Origin of the sequence: Xanthomonas sp. F10, assembly GCF_014206815.1 — a bacterium.
GTDB lineage: Bacteria > Pseudomonadota > Gammaproteobacteria > Xanthomonadales > Xanthomonadaceae > Xanthomonas_A > Xanthomonas_A indica.
Genome location: NZ_JACHNP010000002.1, coordinates 28,550 through 43,018 on the forward strand (window position 1 = coordinate 28,550; position 14,469 = coordinate 43,018).

The 14,469-nt window shown below is 69.3% G+C and carries 12 protein-coding genes; 8 read left to right on the forward strand and 4 right to left on the reverse strand.

The window, feature by feature from the left end:
• Positions 1–142 precede the first annotated feature (142 nt).
• The gene (locus FHR56_RS11730; RefSeq protein WP_160945713.1) at positions 143–1,339 is read left to right on the forward strand and encodes a lipase family protein; all 1,197 of its coding nucleotides are present in this window, start codon (positions 143–145) and stop codon (positions 1,337–1,339) included.
• A gap of 73 nt (positions 1,340–1,412) precedes the next feature.
• Here FHR56_RS11730 and dnaG read toward each other — a convergent pair whose 3' ends face one another.
• The 4 genes from dnaG to rpsU all read right to left on the reverse strand — a co-directional run bounded on the left by dnaG (position 1,413) and on the right by rpsU (position 5,192).
• Entirely contained in the window at positions 1,413–3,155 is a 1,743-nt protein-coding gene (gene dnaG, locus FHR56_RS11735; protein WP_160945712.1) for a DNA primase, read from the reverse strand.
• Positions 3,156–3,224: 69 nt separating this feature from the next.
• Positions 3,225–4,139: a YihY/virulence factor BrkB family protein gene (locus FHR56_RS11740; RefSeq protein ID WP_160945711.1), complete on the reverse strand. Its 915-nt coding sequence runs from the start codon at positions 4,137–4,139 to the stop codon at positions 3,225–3,227.
• Positions 4,140–4,280: 141 nt separating this feature from the next.
• On the reverse strand, positions 4,281–4,727 hold the full coding sequence (locus FHR56_RS11745; RefSeq protein ID WP_160945710.1) for a GatB/YqeY domain-containing protein: 447 nt from the start codon (positions 4,725–4,727) through the stop codon (positions 4,281–4,283).
• A 249-nt stretch (positions 4,728–4,976) separates the two neighbouring features.
• Entirely contained in the window at positions 4,977–5,192 is a 216-nt protein-coding gene (rpsU, locus tag FHR56_RS11750; protein WP_003465342.1) for a 30S ribosomal protein S21, read from the reverse strand.
• A 121-nt stretch (positions 5,193–5,313) separates the two neighbouring features.
• Here rpsU and tsaD point away from each other — a divergent pair, with 121 nt between their 5' ends.
• The 7 genes from tsaD to FHR56_RS11785 all read left to right on the forward strand — a co-directional run bounded on the left by tsaD (position 5,314) and on the right by FHR56_RS11785 (position 14,360).
• Positions 5,314–6,396 (forward strand): tRNA (adenosine(37)-N6)-threonylcarbamoyltransferase complex transferase subunit TsaD, encoded by a 1,083-nt coding sequence (tsaD, locus tag FHR56_RS11755; protein WP_160945709.1) that lies wholly within the window; start codon positions 5,314–5,316, stop codon positions 6,394–6,396.
• A gap of 72 nt (positions 6,397–6,468) precedes the next feature.
• Positions 6,469–6,822 carry a dihydroneopterin aldolase gene (gene folB / locus FHR56_RS11760; RefSeq protein WP_160945708.1) on the forward strand — a complete coding sequence of 118 codons (354 nt, stop codon included), beginning with the start codon at positions 6,469–6,471 and terminating at the stop codon, positions 6,820–6,822.
• Entirely contained in the window at positions 6,819–8,135 is a 1,317-nt protein-coding gene (locus FHR56_RS11765) for a mechanosensitive ion channel domain-containing protein (protein WP_160945707.1), read from the forward strand. The genes folB and FHR56_RS11765 overlap by 4 nt, the downstream gene beginning before the upstream one ends.
• Before the next feature lie 79 nt (positions 8,136–8,214).
• A complete protein-coding gene (locus tag FHR56_RS11770) occupies positions 8,215–9,663 on the forward strand; it encodes a circularly permuted type 2 ATP-grasp protein (protein WP_160945706.1) in 1,449 nt (482 codons plus the stop codon).
• Positions 9,663–10,604 carry an alpha-E domain-containing protein gene (locus tag FHR56_RS11775; RefSeq protein ID WP_160945705.1) on the forward strand — a complete coding sequence of 314 codons (942 nt, stop codon included), beginning with the start codon at positions 9,663–9,665 and terminating at the stop codon, positions 10,602–10,604. The genes FHR56_RS11770 and FHR56_RS11775 overlap by 1 nt, the downstream gene beginning before the upstream one ends.
• A 253-nt stretch (positions 10,605–10,857) precedes the next feature.
• Positions 10,858–13,035, forward strand: coding sequence for a glycoside hydrolase family 3 N-terminal domain-containing protein (locus FHR56_RS11780; protein WP_160945704.1), 2,178 nt, complete (start codon positions 10,858–10,860; stop codon positions 13,033–13,035).
• A 182-nt stretch (positions 13,036–13,217) separates the two neighbouring features.
• Positions 13,218–14,360: a PQQ-dependent sugar dehydrogenase gene (locus FHR56_RS11785; RefSeq protein WP_184502628.1), complete on the forward strand. Its 1,143-nt coding sequence runs from the start codon at positions 13,218–13,220 to the stop codon at positions 14,358–14,360.
• Positions 14,361–14,469 lie beyond the last annotated feature (109 nt).

The following is a 14,469-nucleotide window of genomic DNA, read 5'->3' on the forward strand; positions in this document are numbered from 1 at the left end:
GGTGCTGGCGGTTTCGATCGAATGCGTGTCGCGGCGGCTTGCTAGATTGCCTCGGCCCGTCCGATTGGGGGAGCGCGTCGGGCACGATGCCGCGCCGCACGTGCGCCATCGACTCCCGCTCTCCGGGATCAGGAGCACGCACATGCAATACGATCAATATCAGACCGTGTTTGCGCTTTCGAGCTTGGCCAATTGGGTAGGGACGCGCACCGGCACTGCCCCTGCGCTGCAATCCGATTACCAGCGCATGTTGTTGGATACCCTGAAGTCGACGGCCGCGCAGCAGACGATCGGGGCCTGGGAATTGGTCTGGGGGCCGCAGGTGTGGCAGGGGCAACACTCCGATCTTTCGGACAACGCGATGTTCGTCGCCAAGTGCATGGACATGCCTGGCTTCTCCACCGCTGTCTATGTGGTGGCGATCTGCGCCACCAACCCGAAGTCCTCCTACGACTGGTTGGTCGAGGATTTCGACGTTGCGTCGGTGGTCGACTTCTCCACCTACGACCCCTTGGCCAGTGCCATGCCGACCAGGGCATCCAAGCCGATCCCGCAGGATGCCGCGGTGATCTCGATGGGTACCGCATTGGGCGTATGGCATCTGCTCAACATGGTGAGTCCGGGTACTGCGAAGGCGCCAAACACCACCTTGTGCAGCTTCCTGCAGAGCAATGCGAGCAACGATGCCACGGTGATCTTCGCCGGCCATAGCCTCGGTGGCGCGTTGTCGCCGACCACTGCGGCGTGGCTCAAGCAGGCAGGCAAGCTCGACGGATACAACGCGGTGTACTGCTATCCCACTGCAGGCGCAACGCCGGGCAACGCGGCGTTCTCCAGCCTCTGCACGCAGCTGTTGCCGGCCACGCCTGCCAACGGTTACCGGGCCTGGAACCGCGATATGTGGAATACCCTGGACGCGGTACCGCATGCGTGGGTCATTGCCATGCTTCGGCAGATCAAGACGCTCTACGGCAACACGCCCATCTCGGATGTCGATCTGGCGGTGAATGCGGCCATCGTGCAGGCCTGGGCATCGGGCGTCTCCTACACGCAGATTGCCAATCAGCCGTTGGCGGGAACGCCCAGCGGTAGTCCTCCGACCGACCTGAAGACCTTCCTGCAGCAGGTGGCGTTCCAGCACACGAAGGCCTACGAGGCGCTGATCGCGAACTGGCTGCAGCCGGTGTTTCCGCCCGGTGCCACGGCGCAGACGCAGCCGCTGGAGGCAGATGCGCTGCTCGATGCGCTGGTCGCGCGCATCCAAGCGAAGGGTGTGGAGTGGAAGAGGCTGGAGGCAGACGCGACGGCGGCGTTGGCACCGGCGCAAACGTCGGCATAGCCCGGACGAGGCGTGGTTGGAGGTGGCGGTCTGTCATGCGGATCGCCGCCTTTTCAGTGAACCCTGTACGGACTCAATGCAGCCCCGCGCGCGCCTTCAACAGTTCCCGCAACTCGTACTTGTCGGTGTCGTCCAGGCCTTGCGCGCGCTGCTTGGCCTGCAATTCGTCCAGGCGCTGCTGCAGCGTCTGCTTTTCCAGCTGCACGACCACGTCGTGCAGCTCCTGACGCCAGCTGGCGGTCTCGCCGGCGATCTCCTGCACCGCCAGCTTCTGCAGCGCGGCCAGTTCCTCGCGTTCGTGGAAGTGTTCGAGCAGGGCGCCGGTGGTGATTTCCGGGCGCGCATGCACGATCTGCAGCAACTCGATCATCAGCTCGATGCCCGGCAGGCGCAGGCCGGCGAACGGGTAGGGCGGCGGCAGGTCCAGCGCCAGCGACGGCGCCTGCAGCAGGCGCACGATCGCCTCGCGCACCAGGCTGCGCTTGTGTGCCGGGCGCGGCACGCGCGGCGGCGGCCTGCTCGTCGCGGCGCTGGCGGCCGCCGGTGCGGCGGCGCCGATGCCGGTGAGTTCGGCCAGGCGCTGGCGCATCAGGTCGCCGAAGGCGCCGTCGGGAATCTGCGCCAGCATCGGCCGCGCGCGTTCGGCCAGGCGTGCCTTGCCGTCGAGAGTGCCGAGGTTGATCTCGCGCGAGAGTTCGTCGAAGAAGAACTGCGACAGCGGCGTGGCCTGGACCAGCCGCGCATCGAAGGCCGCGGCGCCTTCCTTGCGCACGATGGTGTCCGGATCCTCGCCATCGGGCAGGAACAGGAAGAACGCCTGGCGGCCGTCCTTCATCCGCGGCAGCACCGATTCCAGCGCCTTCCAGCCGGCGCGGCGGCCGGCGGCGTCGCCGTCGAAGCAGAAGAACACGTCCGGCGCGTTGCGGAACAGCAGTTCGGCGTGGTCCGGCGTGGTCGCGGTGCCCAGCGTCGCCACCGCCTGGGTGACGCCGAACTGGAACAGCGAGACCACGTCCATGTAGCCCTCGACCACGATCAGCCGCTCGATCTTCTGGTTGGCCTGACGCACCTGCCATAGGCCGTACAGTTCGCGGCCCTTGTGGAACAGCGCGGTCTCCGGCGAGTTCAGGTACTTGGGGCCGTCGTCCTTGTCGAGCACGCGGCCGCCGAAGGCGATGACCCGGCCGCGGCGGTCGAAGATCGGGAACATCACCCGGTCGCGGAACTTGTCGTAGACGTGGCCGCGGTCGTTCTTGGAGAACAGCCCGGCGCGGTCCAGCAGCTTGAGCCGGCGCTCGTCGGTGCCCAGCGCATCCTTGAGCGCGCTGTAGCCGTCCGGGGCATAGCCGATCTGGAAGCGTGCGCGGTTCTCCGCATCCACGCCGCGGCCGTCCAGGTAGGCACGCGCCTTGTCGCTGCCGTCGAACTGGCGCTGGAAGAACTTGGCCGCCGCTTCCAGCGCCGAGTACAGGTCGCGGTGGTCGTCGCCGGCGGCCTGGGCGGCGCCGCGCTGCTGGGCGTCGCGCGGCACTTCCATGCCGGCGCGCTTGGCCAGTTCGTCGACCGCGTCGAGGAATTCGAGGCGGTCGTAGTTCATCAGGAAGCTGATCGCGGTGCCGTGCGCGCCGCAGCCGAAGCAGTGGTAGAACTGCTTGGTCGGGGACACCGTGAACGAGGCCGAGCGCTCGTCGTGGAACGGGCAGCGCGCCGCGTATTCCTTGCCCTGGCGCTTCAGCGGCACGCGCGTGCCGACCACCTCGACGATGTCGGTGCGGGCGAGCAGGTCGTCGATGAATGCGTCGGGGATGCGGGCCATCCGCATAGGATGCCACGCGCGTGCGCCGTCACGCTGGGCGCGCTGCCTGTGAGGTTCAGCGCCGTGCGGTCAGGACGTCGGCGGTGCCTGCGCGGCGTTGCGCGGGTCGATCCCGGCGGCGACGAGCTTGCTGTGCGAGCGCAGGCGCTCGTCGATCACCGCGGTGATCAGCGCGCCGACGAAGAACACCACGGTGGCGTAGTAGATCCACACCAGCAGGATCACCAGCGCGCCCATCGAGCCGTAGGCGCTGCCCGGCGCGGCGGTGGCGATGTACAGGCCGATCGCATAGCGCCCGGCCACGAACAGGCAGGCGGTGATGGCGCCGCCGATGATGGCCTGGCGCCATTGCACCCGGCGGTCGGGCAGGTAGTGGTAGAGCACGGCGAAGGCCAGCACGTAGATCGCCAGGGTCGAGACGTAGCCGACCGCGGGCAGCAGCGACGGCATCCGCGCGAACACCACCTGCAGCACGGTGGTCAGAATCATCGAGATCAGCAGCAGGAAGCCCAGCCCCAGCACCACGCCGAAGGAGAACACGCGCTTCTTCAGCCAGGCCATGATGCCGTCCAGGCGCTGCTTGTCGGTGCGGAAGATCAGGTTCAGCGCGTTCTGCAGCTGCGCGAACACCGCGGTCGCGCCGACGAACAGCAGCAGGGTGCTCCACAGCCCGGCCAGCGAGCCGATGTTGGGCTGGTTCTTGGCATTGTCGATCACCGTCTGCGCGACCTCGCGCGCGCCGTGTCCGGCCAGCTGCCCGATCTGCGCGATCAGCGCCTCCTGGGCCTGCGGGTACAGCGAGGCGGTGAGCCACAGCAGCAGCACCAGCAGCGGCGCCAGCGACAGCAGGGCGTAGAACGACAGCGAGGCCGACTGGGTCATCACGTCGATCTCGACGAAGCGCCGCACCAGCGCGGCCGGCAGGCTCTGCTGCAGGCGGGCGAGATGTTTGTGCAGGCGATCGGACGACAGGGGCAGGGACATGGGCGCGGGACCTTCGGCGCGCGGCGTCGCAACGCCGGTCCCGCACTGCGCGCTGAAGGAGGGCGCGGGCTTGCCGGGCGTTGTAGCAGCCCGGCATCGAAAGGCGGGTGAAGCCCGCCGCCCGCGCGCCCCTCGGGAGCGTCAGCCGGCCAGTTGCTGCTTGACCAGCACCGAGACCTGGCCCATGTCGGCCTTGCCGGCCAGCATCGGCTTGAGCACGCCCATCAGCTTGCCCATGTCGGCCGGGCTGGCGGCGCCGGTCTGCGCCATCGCCGCCTGGATCGCGGCGACGATCTCGGCCTCGCCCATCTTGCTCGGCAGGTAGCGCTCGATCACCACGATCTCCTCGCGCTCCACCTGGGCCAGATCGTCGCGGCCGGCGGCCTCGTACTGGCTCACCGAGTCCTTGCGCTGCTTGACCATCTTGTCCATCACCGCGATCACCGCGGCGTCGTCCATCTCCACGCGCTCGTCCACTTCCTTCTGCTTGATCGCGGCGTTGATCAGCCGGATCACGCCCAGGCTGTGCTTGTCGCCGGACTTCATCGCGGCCTTCATGTCGTCGGTGAGCTGCTGCTTGAGGGTCATGAGGGGCTCCACAGGGAAGAGAAAAGGGGGAAGGGCATTCTAGGCAAGCGCGCTGGCGCAGGCCGTGCGGCCGAGGCGGCACGCGGGTGCCGAGGGATCAGGGGACGGGGCCGATACTCCGCGAGGGCGGATCGCCTGGTCCAAGCAGGAGATGCACAAAAAGCCGGCGACGCTTGCGCGTGCCGGCTTCGTGGGCTTACCGTAGCGGGTGCCGAAACCGGCACATCCCGCTACCGCAGGCCGCGATCCTCAGTACAGACGCTGGCGCTTGGTGACGTCGCGCGAGGTGCGACGCAGCTGGCGCTTCACCGCGGCAGCGGCCTTGCGCTTGCGTTCCTGGGTCGGCTTTTCGTAGAACTCGCGCTTGCGGGTTTCGGCCAGCACGCCGGCCTTTTCGCAGGTGCGCTTGAAGCGACGGAGCGCAAACTCGAAGGGCTCGTTCTCGCGGACTTTAACGCTGGGCATGGAATCTCCGGGACACAATGGTGACCGGGTCAGGCCCGGCGAGCCGCACATTATAGCGACAGATTTCGCCGCTGCAAGCGCCGCGTTTGGCCTGCCGCCGATTCGGCCCCACAATGCATCCATGAACGTTCTCGGCATCGAATCCAGTTGCGACGAAACCGGCGTCGCCGTCTACGACACCACGCGCTCCGGCGCGGCCGCGCTGCGCGCGCACGCGCTGTACAGCCAGATCGCCCTGCACGCCGAGTACGGCGGGGTGGTGCCGGAGCTGGCCAGCCGCGACCACGTGCGCAAGTTGCTGCCGCTGATCCGCCAGACCCTGGCCGAGGCCGGCCTGCGGGTGCGCGACCTGGACGGGGTGGCCTACACCGCCGGGCCGGGCCTGGTCGGCGCGCTGCTGGTCGGTGCCGGCGTGGCCCGGGCCCTGGCCTGGGCGCTGGAGGTGCCGGCGATCGGCGTGCACCACATGGAAGGCCACCTGCTGGCGCCGCTGATGGAGGATCCGGACCCGGTGCACGGGGCGCCGGCGCCGCCGTTCGTGGCGCTGCTGGTGTCCGGCGGCCACACCCAGCTGATCGCGGTGGAGGCCATCGGCCGTTACCGCCTGCTCGGCGAGACCCTGGACGACGCCGCCGGCGAGGCCTTCGACAAGACCGCCAAGCTGATGGGGCTGCCATATCCGGGCGGCCCGCAACTGGCGGCACTGGCCACGCAGGGCACCTCGGGGCGGTTCCGCTTCGCCCGGCCGATGACCGACCGGCCCGGCCTGGACTTCAGCTTTTCCGGGCTCAAGACCCAGGTGCTGCTGGCCTGGCGCGACAGCGACCAGTCCGAGACGGTGCGCGCCGACATCGCCCGCGGCTTCGAGGATGCGGTGGTGGACACGCTGGCGATCAAGTGCGAGCGCGCGCTGGAGGCGGCCGGCAGCGACACCATCGTGGTCGCCGGCGGCGTCGGCGCCAATCTGCGCCTGCGCGCCAAGCTGCAGGCGACGGCGCAGGCGCGCGGCGGTCGTGCCTGCTTTCCGCGCCCGGCGCTGTGCACCGACAACGGCGCGATGATCGCCTTCGCCGGCGCCCTGCGCCTGCAGGCCGGATTGCACGATGCCGCAGCCGCGGTGCAGGTGACGCCGCGCTGGGACATGGCGACGTTGCCGCCGCTGGCGGCAGCGCGGGAGTCGGGAATGGAGAATCGGGAATCGTAAAAGCGGCTCACGTCCCGCTTTTGCCTTTGCTCTTACCATTCCCGAATCCCCATTCCCCAATCCCTGCTCCCAATGGATAAAGTCTTCATCGAAGGTCTGGAAATCGACGCGCTGATCGGCATCTACGATTGGGAGCGGCGGATCCGGCAGACGCTGCGCTTCGATCTGGAAATGGGCTTCGACAACCGCAAGCCCGCGGCCAGCGACGACATCGCCGATACGCTCAACTACAAGGCGGTGAGCAAGCGCCTGGTGGAACTGGTCGAGCAGTCCGGCTACGGGCTGGTGGAGACGCTGGCCGAGCGCTGCGCGGAAGCGGTGCTGCAAGAATTCGACGTGCGCTGGTTGCGGCTGAAGCTGAGCAAGCCGGGCGCGGTGCGCGGGGCGCAGGCGGTGGGGGTCATCATCGAGCGCAGCCGCGCATGAGTGTGCAGGCGTTGCTGCCGTTCGCCAGCGCCTCGTCGGCGCTGCCCGGCGCGGCGTTTTTCGCCGACCTGCAGCACACCCTGGCGCCGTATCCCTGGGCCTACGACGCGATGGTGATCGTGGCGCTGCTGCTGGTGGCGTGGCTGGCCAACTGGGTGACCAAGCGGATCCTGCTGCGCGGGCTGCGGCGGGCACTGCGTGCCACCGTGCTCAGCGACAAGGAAGTGAAGCTGAGCGTGATCCCGCGCCTGGCCAACGTGATCCCGGCGCTGGTGCTGTCGCTGGGCATCGGCGCGGTGCCGCATCTGCCGGCGGCGATGGTCAGCGTGGTGCGCAACGTCTGCGCCGCCTTCATCGTGCTGACCGTGGCACTGGCCTTGTCGCGCGTGCTGGACCTGCTCAACCACGTGTACGAGCGGCGCCCGGACGCGCACAACAAGCCGATCAAGGGCTACATGCAGTTGCTCAAGATCGTGCTGGGCGTGGTCGCGGCGGTGCTGATGGTGTCGGTGCTGGTGGACAAGTCGCCGGTGATCCTGCTGTCGGGCGTGGGCGCGATGATGGCGGTGCTGATCCTGGTGTTCCAGGACACCCTGCTGTCGCTGGTGGCCAGCGTCACCATCAGTTCCAACGACATGGTCCGCGTCGGCGACTGGATCGAGATGCCGCAGCAGAACGCCGACGGCGACGTGATCGACATCGCGCTGCATACGGTCAAGGTCCAGAACTGGGACAAGACCATCACCACCATCCCGACCAAGAAACTGATCAGCGACTCGTTCAAGAACTGGCGCGGGATGAGCGAGGCCGGCGGGCGCCGGATCAAGCGCGCGCTGTACCTGGACCAGCACAGCGTGCGCTTCCTCGACGCCGCCGAGATCGAGCAGATGCGGCAGTTGACCGTGCTGCGCGAGTACATCGACCGCAAGCGCACCGAGCTCGACGCCTGGAACGGCGCGCTGGCCGAGCGCGGGGTGGCGCCGATCAACGGCCGCCGGATCACCAACCTCGGCACCTTCCGCGCCTACGTCGAGCACTACCTGCGCGCCAGCCCGCACGTGCGCCAGGACATGACCCTGCTGGTGCGGCAACTGGAGCCGGGCGCCAACGGCCTGCCGCTGGAGGTGTACTGCTTCGCCAACGACACGCGCTGGGCGATGTACGAGCAGATCCAGGCGGACCTGTTCGACCACCTGCTGGCGATCCTGCCCAACTTCGACCTGCGCGTGTTCCAGGCCTCCAGCGACGCGATGTTCATGGACAGCGCGCGCATCCGCCGCGCCCCGGACACCGTCCCGCCGCCGGCGGCTTGACGGCCGTCACGACTGCGGGCATGTTGCGGGACAACATGCCGGCGCCGTTCGCCGCCGGCCCACAGCAACAAGGGGCGCGATGGACTGGAGCAAGTACCGCACGGCCACCTTCGACGAGCTGATCCAGTCCGATGGGCAGCCACGTCCGGCCGCGCGCCGGGTCATCGAGTACCTGTCCAGCCTCAGTGGACGCGAATTGTCCGAACGCCAGCTCGCCGCCGATGTCGCCGCGCGGGTCATGGGCATCACCTTCACCGTCTACTCCGACGGTCGCAACGTCGACCGCACCCTGCCGTTCGACCTGATCCCGCGGGTGATCCCGCTGCACGAGTGGCAGCGCACCGAGGCTGGGCTGAAGCAGCGCATGCGCGCGCTCAACCTGTTCATCGGTGACATCTACGGCGCCCAGCGCATCGTCAAGGACAAGGTGTTCCCGGCGATGCTGCTGGAGCACTCGGTCAACTTCCGCCCGCAGTGCGTGGGCATCGCCCCGGCACTGGGCGTGTGGGCGCACGTGTGCGGCTCGGACCTGGTGCGCGACGCCGACGGCACCCTGTACGCGCTGGAGGACAACCTGCGCATCCCCAGCGGCGTGTCGTACATGCTCGAGAACCGCATGGTCGCCAAGCGGGTGTTTCCGGAGCTGTTCGAGACCAGCGCGATCCTGCCGGTGGACGATTACCCGGCGCAGCTCTACGACACCCTGGCGGCGCTGTCGCCGCGCCCCGGCGACCAGCCGGTGATCGCGTTGCTGACCCCGGGCATCTTCAACAGCGCCTACTTCGAACACGCCTACCTGGCGCAGGCGATGGGCATCGAACTGGTCGAGGGCGACGACCTGTTCGTGGCCGACGACGACTGCACCTACATGCGCACCGTGTACGGGCCGCGCCGGGTCGACGTGATCTACCGCCGGGTCGACGACCTGTTCCTGGATCCGGAGGCGTTCCGCGCCGATTCGGTGCTGGGCGTGGCTGGGCTGATCCGCAGCTGGCGCGCCGGCAAGGTGGCGCTGGCCAATGCGCCGGGCGCCGGCGTGGCCGACGACAAGGTGGTGTTCGCCTACGTGCCGAAGATGATCCGCTACTACCTGGACGAGGAGCCGATCCTGCCCAACGTGCCCAGCTACCTGTGCCACGACGACAAGGACCGCCAGTACGTGCTCGAGCACCTGGACGAGCTGGTGGTGAAGCCGGCCAACGAGTCCGGCGGCTACGGCATGCTGATCGGCCCGCGCTCGACCACGCGCCAGCGCGAGCAGTTCCGCAAGCTGATCCTGGCCGACCCGCGCAACTACATGGCGCAGCCGACCCTGGGCCTGTCCACCGCGCCGATCGTGACCGAGGCCGGGCCGGCGCCGCGGCACCTGGACCTGCGCCCGTTCATCCTCTCCCGCGAGGACGTCTACGTGACCACCGGCGGGCTGACCCGGGTGGCGATGGAGGAGGGCTCGCTGGTGGTCAATTCCTCGCAGGGCGGCGGCGCCAAGGACACCTGGGTGGTGGACCTGGACGAGGAGCTGGACTGATGCTCTCGCGCGTCGCCGACAACCTCTACTGGTTCAGCCGCTACGTGCGCCGCGCCGAGACCACCGCGCGGCTGGTGGGAGTGGGCAGCCTGCTGCAACTGGACCTGCCGCGCTCGGTGCGTTTCGCCTGGCGGCCGATGATCGACACGGTAGGCGCCGGCGAGATCTTCGCGCTGTGGTTCCCCAATGCCGGCGACGACGTCGGCGATGCCGACGTGGTGCGCTTCCTGCTGCTGGACGAGCGCAACCCGTCCTCGCTGCGCAGCTCGGTGCGCTACGCCCGCGAACTGCTGCGCAGCATCCGCGACACGCTGCCGCAGGAGATCTGGGAAGCGGTCAACGACCTGCATCTGCACATCGACGCCAACGGCGAGCGCAGCGTCGGCCGCCGCTACCGCATGGAGTTCCTGGGCCACGTCACCGATGCCTGCCTGAAGGTGTCCGGGCTGTTGACCGCCAACGTCAGCCGCGACATCGGCTTCCAGTTCCTGCGCCTGGGCACGGCGATCGAGCAGGCCGACATGACCACGCGCATCATCGACGCCGGCGCCTCGGGCCTGATCACCCCGCGCCAGGCCGACGACCGCGAGGCCTACCAGGCCATGCAGTGGATGAGCGTGCTGCGTGCCCAGGCCGCCTACCAGATGTACCGCCGCCACGTGCGGCAGCGCGTCACCGGCGAGCAGGCGCTGCGTTTCCTGCTGCAGAACAACGACTTCCCGCGCAGCGTGCAGTTCTGCCTGGTGCGCGCCCAGCACATCCTGCCGACCATGCCGCCGCGGCCGCCGGTGGAGCGCGCACTGATGCGCATCAGCGGGCTGGTGCGCAATGCCGACCCGGCCTACCTGGCCGCGCACAACCCGGCCGGGTTCATGGACGAGATCCAGACCCACCTCGGCCACCTGCACAACGCCATCGCCGAGGCCTACTTCAGTTCCTGAGCCGCGCAGGGCGCCCCGGGCCCCGAGTCCGGCGGTCGCGGCGCGGCCCGTGTGAGGCGCGGCATAGTGGCCAGGGCGTCCTGTCGTTCCCCCTATGCGGCATCCGTCCGCAGGCGTATGGTGCGCGGCGGCCGGGGCGCACCCGGTTGGTAGACAGTTTTCTGAATAGGCGATTCCGGCGCCGGAACTTGCCCCATCGTCTGGCCGGAGAGCTAGAATTGGCGGCTATGTAAACGTTTTCTCAAAGGACCCCATGGCTTCGGATCGTATCGAATCGCTCATCGCCCGCATGACCGTCGAGGAGAAGGTCGGCCAGCTCGGCGTCTTCGCCGACATGGTGCGCCCGTTCGCCCCCGACGTGAATCCGGAAGCCAACGTCCGCAATGCCGACGAGGTGCTGCAGCAGGTGCGCGCCGGCCGGGTCGGCTCGCTGTTCAACGGCGTCGGCGCGGAGCTGGGGCGGCGCATCCAGCAGGTGGCGCTGGAGGAGAGCCGGCTGGGCATCCCGGTGATCCTGGCCGCGGACGTGATCCATGGCATGCGCACGGTGTTCCCGATCCCGCTGGGCGAGGCCGCCAGCTTCGAGCCGGAGCTGGCCGAGCGCACCGCGCGCGCCACCGCGGTCGAGGCCACCGCCGCCGGCATCCACTGGACCTACGCGCCGGCGGTGGACATCGCCCGCGACCAGCGCTGGGGCCGCGGCGCCGAGGGTGCCGGCGAGGACGTGGTGCTGGGCTGCGCCTTCGCCGCCGCACGCGTGCGCGGCTTCCAGGGGCCGGACCTGCGTGCCGACGACGCACTGCTGGCCACGCCCAAGCACTTCGCCGCCTACGGCGCGGTCGCCGCCGGCATGGAGTACGCCAGCGTCGATATCGCCCCGCAGACCCTGCGCGACGTGCACCTGCCGCCGTTCCAGGCCGCCCTCGGCGCCGGCGCGCTGAGCGTGATGACCTCCTTCAACGACATCAATGGCGTGCCGGCCAGCGCCAACCACGAACTGCTGACAGAGATCCTGCGCGGCGAATGGAAGTTCCCCGGCGTGGTGATCTCCGACTACACCGCCGACATGGAGCTGATCGCGCACGGCTATGCCGCCGACGAGCGCGACGCGACCAAGAAGGCGTTCCTGGCCGGCATGGACATGAGCATGCAGAGCGGCTTCTACGCCGCGCACCTGCCGTCGCTGGTGGAGGACGGCGAGGTGCCGATGGCGCTGCTGGATGCGTCGGTGCGCCGCGTGCTGGAACTGAAGGAAGCGATCGGCCTGCTGGACGATCCGTACCGCTCGCTGGACGCGGCGCGCGAGGCCGACCAGTCGCACATCGCCGCGCACGATGCGCTGGCGCGCGACGCGGCGCGGCGCTCGATCGTGCTGCTGAAGAACGACGGCCCGGTGCTGCCGCTGCGCAAGCAGGGGCAGAAGATCGCGCTGATCGGCCCGTTCGTGCAGGACCGCGACAACATCGAGGGCTGCTGGACCCTGTTCGGCGACAAGAGTCGCTACGTGACCCTGGAGGCCGGCGTGCGCTCCGCGCTGGACGACGCGCAGGCGCTGACCGTGGTGCCCGGCTGCGCGCTGGAAGCGCCGCTGGACGGCGGCATCGAGGCGGCGGTGGCCGCCGCGCGCGCCGCCGACGTGGTGGTGCTGGCGCTGGGCGAGCCGCAGCGCTACAGCGGCGAGGCGCAGTCGCGCACCCAGATCGTGCTGCCGCCGGCGCAGCAGGCGCTGGCCGAGGCGGTGGCCGCCACCGGCACGCCGCTGGTGGTGCTGCTGCGCAACGGCCGCGCGCTGGCCCTGCAGGGTGCGGTGCGCGACGCCGCGGCGATCGCGGTGACCTGGTACCTGGGCACGCAGACCGGCCCGGCGGTGGCCGACGTGCTGTTCGGCGACTACAACCCGTCCGCGCGCCTGCCGGTGAGCTTCCCGCTCGACGCCGGGCAGCAGCCGTACTTCTACAACCACCCGCGCACCGGCCGGCCGGAATTGCCGACGATGAGCGAGTTCAAGTCGCGCTGGCGCGAGGTGCCGAACGCGCCGCTGTATCCGTTCGGCCACGGTCTCGGCTACACCCAGTTCGCCTACGGCGTGCCGCAGCTCGACCGCACCCAGGTCGGTTGGGACGACACCCTGACCGTGACCACGCGCATCGACAACGTCGGCGAGCGCGAGGGCGAGGAAGTGGTGCAGCTGTACATCCACGACCGCGTCGCCAGCCGGGTGCGCCCGGTGCGCGAGCTGAAGGCGTTCCGCAAGGTGCGGCTGGCGGCGGGCGAGGGCATGGAGGTCAGCTTCACCCTCGACCGCCACGCGCTGGCCTTCACCGGCCGCGACGGACAGTGCACGGCCGAGCCGGGCATGTTCGACCTGTGGGTGTGCGCGTCCTCGGCCAGCGGCGAGCCCGTGGCCTTCGAACTGCTGCCGCAGGGCTGATTGCGGCGTCGCGGCGTAGCGGCAGCGCCTGCCGCCGCCGCAGCGACGTTCTTGAATAGGCGACGTGTCTACCGGACCCGTCGCCGTGACGTGACCGCGGCCACGCCCTGGCCGCGGCATGCTTGCCGTGCACGCGCGCTCTGCTAGGTTCGGGATTCGACCCCAACCGATAGGTGCACGTCATGCGTACTCCCCTGGGTTTGGCTTGCGCGCTGGCCATGGGCCTGGCGATGTCCGCGGCACACGCCGCGCCCGCCGACAAGGCGGCCGAGCGGCGCGGCGACTGGCCGTTCTCGGCGACGCCGGTCGCCACCTTCAACGAACCCTGGGCGATGAGCTTCCTGCCCGACGGCACCGCCCTGGTCAGCGAGAAGGGCGGCACGCTCAAACGCATCGATCCGGTCAGCGGCCACACCGGCACGGTCAGCGGCGTACCCACCGTGGCGTACGGCGGCCAGGGCGGCCTGGGCGATGTGCTGCCGCATCCGGGCTTCGCCAAGAACGGCTGGGTCTACCTGAGCTACGCCGAACCCGGCAGCGGCGATACCCGCGGTGGCGCGGTGATGCGCGCCAAGCTGACGCTGGACAGCAACGGCGGCGGCGCTCTGTCGCAGCAGCAGGTGATCTGGCGGCAGCAACCGAAGGTGTCCGGCAACGGCCACTTCGGCCACCGCCTGGCGTTCGGCCCGGACGGCAAGCTGTGGATCAGTTCCAGCGAGCGGCAGAAGTTCGACCCGGCGCAGGACATGAGCGGCAACCTGGGCAAGATCGTGCGCCTCAACGACGACGGCAGCGTGCCGGCCGACAACCCGTTCGCCAACCGCGGCGGCGTCGCCGCGCAGGTCTGGTCGCTCGGCCACCGCAATGTGCTCGGCCTGGCCTTCGACGCCAACGGCCGGCTGTGGGAGCACGAAATGGGCCCGGCCGGCGGCGACGAACTCAACCTGATCCAGCGCGGCGCCAACTACGGCTACCCGATCGTGTCCAATGGCGACCATTACGACGGCCGCCCGATCCCCGACCACAGCACGCGGCCGGAGTTCGCCGCGCCCAAGGTGAGCTGGACGCCGGTGATCTCGCCGGCCGGCTTCGTCATCTACAACGGCAGCCGCTTCCCGCAGTGGCGCGGCAACGGCTTCATCGGCGGCCTGTCCTCGCAGTCGCTGGTGCGGATCGAGTTCAATGGCGAAACCGCGCGCGAAGCGGCGCGCTACGACATGGGCAAGCGCATCCGCGAAGTGGAGCAGGGGCCGGACGGCGCGCTGTGGCTGCTGGAAGACGGCGCCGGCGGGCGCTTGCTGAAGCTGCAGCCGCTGGAGAGTTGAAGCACGCACCCGGCAGTGGCGGTTGTGCCGCTGCCGGGTGCGCGGCATGGGCGTACGCTTGGCGATGCGTCGGTTTCGTCGGGCGCGTCGTGCTGTTAGGAACAACGCC